Origin of the sequence: Streptomyces sp. CB02009 (assembly GCF_001905825.1) — a bacterium.
Classification (GTDB): domain Bacteria; phylum Actinomycetota; class Actinomycetes; order Streptomycetales; family Streptomycetaceae; genus Streptomyces.
The window spans coordinates 1-4,962 of the sequence record NZ_LIVV01000027.1; the positions used below are offsets into that span (position 1 = coordinate 1).

7 protein-coding genes are annotated in these 4,962 nt (G+C 69.4%); 3 read left to right on the top strand and 4 right to left on the bottom strand.

The window, feature by feature from the left end; genetic code table 11:
• The 3 genes from AMK27_RS40815 to AMK27_RS40825 form a co-directional block, all read left to right on the top strand.
• A partial coding sequence (locus AMK27_RS40815; RefSeq protein WP_073919551.1) for a sporulation protein occupies positions 1–615 on the top strand: 615 nt, incomplete at its 5' end.
• Positions 616–667: 52 nt separating this feature from the next.
• Complete coding sequence (locus tag AMK27_RS40820; protein WP_073919553.1) at positions 668–1,204, top strand: YbhB/YbcL family Raf kinase inhibitor-like protein; 537 nt, start codon at positions 668–670, stop codon at positions 1,202–1,204.
• Between the two features lie 167 nt (positions 1,205–1,371).
• The gene (locus AMK27_RS40825) at positions 1,372–1,878 is read left to right on the top strand and encodes an HNH endonuclease (protein ID WP_073919555.1); all 507 of its coding nucleotides are present in this window, start codon (positions 1,372–1,374) and stop codon (positions 1,876–1,878) included.
• Between the two features lie 75 nt (positions 1,879–1,953).
• Here the strand turns inward: AMK27_RS40825 and AMK27_RS40830 are convergent, their stop codons facing one another.
• From AMK27_RS40830 to AMK27_RS40845, 4 genes are all read right to left on the bottom strand, one after another.
• Positions 1,954–2,727, bottom strand: coding sequence for a sulfite exporter TauE/SafE family protein (locus AMK27_RS40830; protein WP_073919557.1), 774 nt, complete (start codon positions 2,725–2,727; stop codon positions 1,954–1,956).
• A gap of 92 nt (positions 2,728–2,819) precedes the next feature.
• A complete protein-coding gene (locus AMK27_RS40835; protein WP_073919559.1) occupies positions 2,820–3,758 on the bottom strand; it encodes an SPFH domain-containing protein in 939 nt (312 codons plus the stop codon).
• A gap of 93 nt (positions 3,759–3,851) precedes the next feature.
• Positions 3,852–4,283 carry an NfeD family protein gene (locus tag AMK27_RS40840; RefSeq protein WP_073919561.1) on the bottom strand — a complete coding sequence of 144 codons (432 nt, stop codon included), beginning with the start codon at positions 4,281–4,283 and terminating at the stop codon, positions 3,852–3,854.
• Positions 4,284–4,357: 74 nt separating this feature from the next.
• On the bottom strand, positions 4,358–4,962 hold a 605-nt coding region (locus AMK27_RS40845), incomplete at its 5' end, for an ABC transporter ATP-binding protein (protein WP_073919563.1).

The window sequence follows — 4,962 nt, forward strand, 5'->3', positions numbered from 1 at the left end:
CGGGTCGAGGTCGAGGGCGGCGACCAGGAGCTCAAGCAGGACATCGAGTTCGTCAAGGTCCGGCTGGGCGGTGCCTTCGAGGTGAAGGCCGGCGCGGTGCACGTGGTGCCGTTCGGTCTGGAGATCCCGTGGGAGACGCCGGTGACCTCGGTCTCGGGGCAGCAGCTGCGCGGGATGAACATCGGTGTGACCACCGAGCTGGAGATCGCCCGCGCGGTGGACTCCGGTGATCTGGACCCGGTCAACGTGCACCCGCTGCCGGCGCAGCAGGCGATCCTCGACGCGTTCCTCCAGCTGGGCTTCCGCTTCAAGAGCGCGGACATGGAGCGCGGGCACATCCGGGGGACGCGGCAGAAGCTGCCCTTCTACCAGGAGATCGAGTTCTTCGCGCCGCAGCAGTACCGGGGGCTGAACCAGGTCGAGGTCAGCTTCGTCGCGGACGACCGCGAGATGGACGTCGTTCTGGAGATGGACAAGAAGCCGGGTCTGTTCGGTGAGGGCAGCGACTCGTTCCGCGCGTTCAAGGTCGGTCTGCACGACTTCCACGCCACCGACTGGGCGGCTTACCTGAACCAGTGGCTCGCCGAGGTCGGCGGCCGTCGCAACTGGCTCTAGGCTCGGGCCCGTAAAGGCTGCCGAGGCAGTACGGGCGATACGGAGGTTCGACGTGTCCGAGGGCAAGAGGGCGCCGCTCCCGCATGACTTCCATCCGGAGGTGGCGGCGTTCACCGTGGTGAGCGACGACATCGCGCCGGGCGGAGTCCTGAAGGACGCGCAGGTGTACGCGGCGGGGAACACCTCGCCGCAGCTGCGCTGGGAGGGGTTCCCGGCGGAGACGAAGAGCTTCGCCGTCACCTGCTTCGATCCGGACGCGCCGACGGGCAGCGGGTTCTGGCACTGGGTGCTGTTCGACATCCCGGTGTCGGTGACCGAGCTGCCCGCCGGTGCGGGGTCGGGGTCGTTCGAGGGGCTGCCGGCCGGGGCCGTGCACGTCCGGAACGACTACGGCTCGAAGGACTTCGGCGGTGCCGCTCCCCCGGCGGGGGAAGAGCACCGGTACGTGTTCACGGTGTACGCGGTGGACAGCGAGAAGCTCGGTCCTGACGGTGACGTGTCGCCGGCGGTGGTCGGGTTCAACCTGCGGTTCCACACGCTGGGGCGTGCCCAGTTGGTCGGCGAGTACGCGGCTCCCGCGGCGGTCTGATCGTTCGTTTGTTGTTTGCCCGCTTCTGGTCTTGGAGAGATCAGAAGCGGGCATCTTTTGTTGCGCGGGAAATATTGCGTTGTCCGACCCCGGCCGGCCCGGCCATCGTTGATCCAGGCCCCACCGCCCCGCTCCGGGGCCGGGCCTGCACACGGGAGGTGGGCACAATGCGGGACACGCTGGTACTCAACGCGAGCTTCGAGCCGCTGTCGACGGTCTCTCTCAACCGTGCGGTGGTGCTTGTCCTGACGGACAAGGCCGTCGTCGAGCACGCCCATCCCGAGCTGCGGGTCCGAGGTGCGGCCGTGGATCTTCCGGTGCCGCGGGTGATCAGGCTCTGCCGCTACGTCCGGGTGCCGTTCCGAAGACAGGCACCGTGGTCGAGGAGGGGGGTGCTGGTACGGGACCAGCACCGGTGCGCGTACTGCGGGCGGCGGGCGACGACGGTCGACCACGTGGTGCCGCGGGCCCAGGGCGGTGGGGACAGCTGGCTGAACACGGTCGCCTCCTGTGCCGAGGACAACCACCGCAAGGCGGCCAGGACGCCGGAGCAGGCGGGGATGCCGCTGCTGTTCCAGCCGTTCGAGCCGACACCGGCGGACGCGATGCTGCTGGCGATGCGGGCGAGCGAGCGGTCGGAGCTGCCGGACTGGCTGGCGAAGGCTGCCGCGTAGCCCTGTCTCGTACGGAAGGGCCCGCCTCCCCCGGCGTGGGGAGGCGGGCCCTTCCGCCGCTCCCGGCGGACGGGGCTAACGGAGCGTCAGCTGCAGGATGGCGATGACGCCGACGGCGATGATCACTCCGCGCAGCACGGTGGGCGGCAGCTTGCGGCCGACCTTGGCGCCGATCTGGCCGCCGATGGTGGAGCCGACGGCGATGAGCAGGACGGCTGTCCAGTCGAACTCGGCGACGAAGAGGAAGAAGACGGCGGCGACGCCGTTGACGAGGGCGCCGAGGATGTTCTTGACGGCGTTGATCCGCTGCAGGGTGTCGTGGAGCAGCAGGCCCATCAGGGAGAGGTAGAGCACGCCCTGGGCGGCGCCGAAGTATCCGCCGTACATGCTGGCGAGGAGGAGGCCGACGAGGAGGGCGGGGCCGCCGTCGGGGTGGGCCTCGGTGCCGGTCTGTTCGCGGCGGCGCTTGACGGCGGCGGCGATCCGGGGCTGGAGGACGACCAGGACGAGCGCGAGGCCGATGAGGACCGGGACGATCGCGTCGAAGGCGTCGGACGGCAGTGCGAGGAGCAGGATCGCGCCGATCAGGCCGCCGACGAGGGCGGCGGCGCCGAGACGGATGATCCGGTGCTTCTGGCCCTTGAGTTCGGCCCGGTAGCCGATGGCTCCGCTGATGGAGCCGGGGACGAGTCCGAGGGCGTTGGAGACGTTCGCGGTGATCGGGGGGAGTCCGGTCGCGAGGAGGACCGGGAACGTGATGAGCGTTCCCGATCCGACGATGGTGTTGATGGTGCCGGCGCCGATGCCGGCGGCGAAGACTGCCAGGGCTTCCCAGATGGACAACGCCATCTCCTTACATGGTCAGTGAGTCGCCTCCCCGCCCTGACGTCGTCGGGGTCGAGGGGCTCGCACCGATCATGCACGAGGATTACGTGTACGTGTCAGTCAACCGAGGGTTCGTCTCGCCTTTCGGGCGAGGGGATCTTGGTGTTGAAGCCGGGGACGTTGCCGTCCTTGTTGCCGAAGGCGCCCGAGAGGCCCTTGAGCGCGTCGCCGATCTCGCTGGGCACGATCCAGAGCTTGTTGGCGTCGCCCTCGGCGATCTTCGGGAGCATCTGGAGGTACTGGTAGGAGAGCAGCTTCTGGTCCGGGTCGCCGGCGTGGATGGCCTCGAAGACCGTGCGGACGGCCTGGGCCTCGCCCTCGGCGCGCAGGGCCGCGGCCTTGGACTCGCCCTCGGCGCGCAGGATCGCGGACTGCTTCTCGCCCTCCGCGGTGAGGATGGCGGACTGACGGGTGCCCTCGGCGGTGAGGATCGCGGCGCGCTTGTCGCGCTCGGCGCGCATCTGCTTCTCCATCGAGTCCTGGATGGAGGTCGGCGGCTCGATCGCCTTGAGCTCGACGCGGTTGACGCGGATGCCCCACTTGCCGGTGGCCTCGTCGAGGACGCCGCGGAGCGCCGCGTTGATCTCCTCGCGGGAGGTCAGGGTCCGCTCCAGGTCCATGCCGCCGATGATGTTGCGCAGGGTGGTGACGGTGAGCTGCTCGATCGCCTGGATGTAGCTGGCGACCTCGTAGGTCGCGGCCCTCGCGTCGGTCACCTGGTAGTAGATGACCGTGTCGATGTTGACGACGAGGTTGTCCTGGGTGATCACCGGCTGCGGCGGGAACGGGACGACCTGCTCGCGCAGGTCGATCCGGTTGCGGATCGAGTCGATGAACGGGACGACGATGTTCAGCCCCGCGTTGAGGGTGCGGGTGTAGCGGCCGAAGCGCTCCACGATCGCCGCACTCGCCTGCGGAATGACCTGAATCGTCTTGATCAGGGCGATGAAGACGAGCACCACCAGAATGATCAGGACGATGATGACTGCTGACATCGTGTTCCCCGTGCCCTTCGCTGCCGGTTGACTGCCGGGTTGCTTTCGATGATCGAGTTTCCCAGACGGCGGAGCGTCATGGGCGAGGTTCGGTCACATGACCACGGCGGTCGCCCCGTCGATGTCCACCACGTCGACCTGCGCGCCCGGTTCGAAGGTCTGGTCGGAGTCGAGCGCGCGGGCGGACCAGATCTCGCCCGCGAGCTTGATGCGGCCGCCGCCGCTCGCGTCGACCCGTTCCAGGACCACGGCCTGACGTCCCTTCAGGGCGTCGATGCCGGAGGCGTGTTGGGGCCTGCCGTCGCGATGCCGGGCGGCGATCGGGCGTACCACCGCGATCAGCGCCACCGAGACGACGACGAAGACCAGTACTTGGGCGACGACGCCGAAGCCGAGCGCGGCGGTCACCGCCCCCGCGACCGCTCCGACGGAGAACATGCCGAATTCAGGCATCGCGGTCAGGACCAGCGGAATGCCGAGCCCCACCGCGCCGATCAGCCACCAGACCCATGCGTCGATGTCCACATGGTCATGGTAGGGCGGTGGGGTCCTCCGGGACAGGGCGCGGGCGGCTGTGCGGGACGCCGGCGCTACGTCCGCTACTTCAGGGGCAGGCCGTGGGCGGTCCAGCGGTCGCCGACGCGCTCGACGACGAGCGGCAGGCCGAAGCAGTGCGAGAGGTTGCGGGAGGTCAGCTCCATCTCCACGGGGCCGGCCGCGAGCACCTTGCCCTGACGGATCATCAGGACGTGGGTGAAGCCGGGCGCGATCTCCTCGACGTGGTGGGTGACCATGATCATGGAGGGGGCGTACGGGTCGCGGGCGAGGCGGCCGAGACGGCGGACGAGGTCCTCGCGGCCGCCGAGGTCGAGGCCGGCGGCGGGCTCGTCGAGGAGGAGGAGCTCGGGGTCGGTCATCATCGCGCGGGCGATCAGGGTGCGCTTGCGCTCGCCCTCGGAGAGGGTGCCGAACCTCCGGTCCAGGTAGTCGTTCATGCCGAGGCGGTCGAGGAAGGCCTTGGCGCGCTCCTCGTCGACCGGGTCGTAGTCCTCGTGCCAGGTGGCGGTCATGCCGTACGCGGCGGTGAGGACGGTCTCCAGGACGGTCTGGCGCTTGGGGAGCTTCTCCGCCATGGCGATGCCGGCCATGCCAATGCGGGGACGGAGCTCGAACACGTCGGTGCCGACGCCGCCGAGCCGCTCGC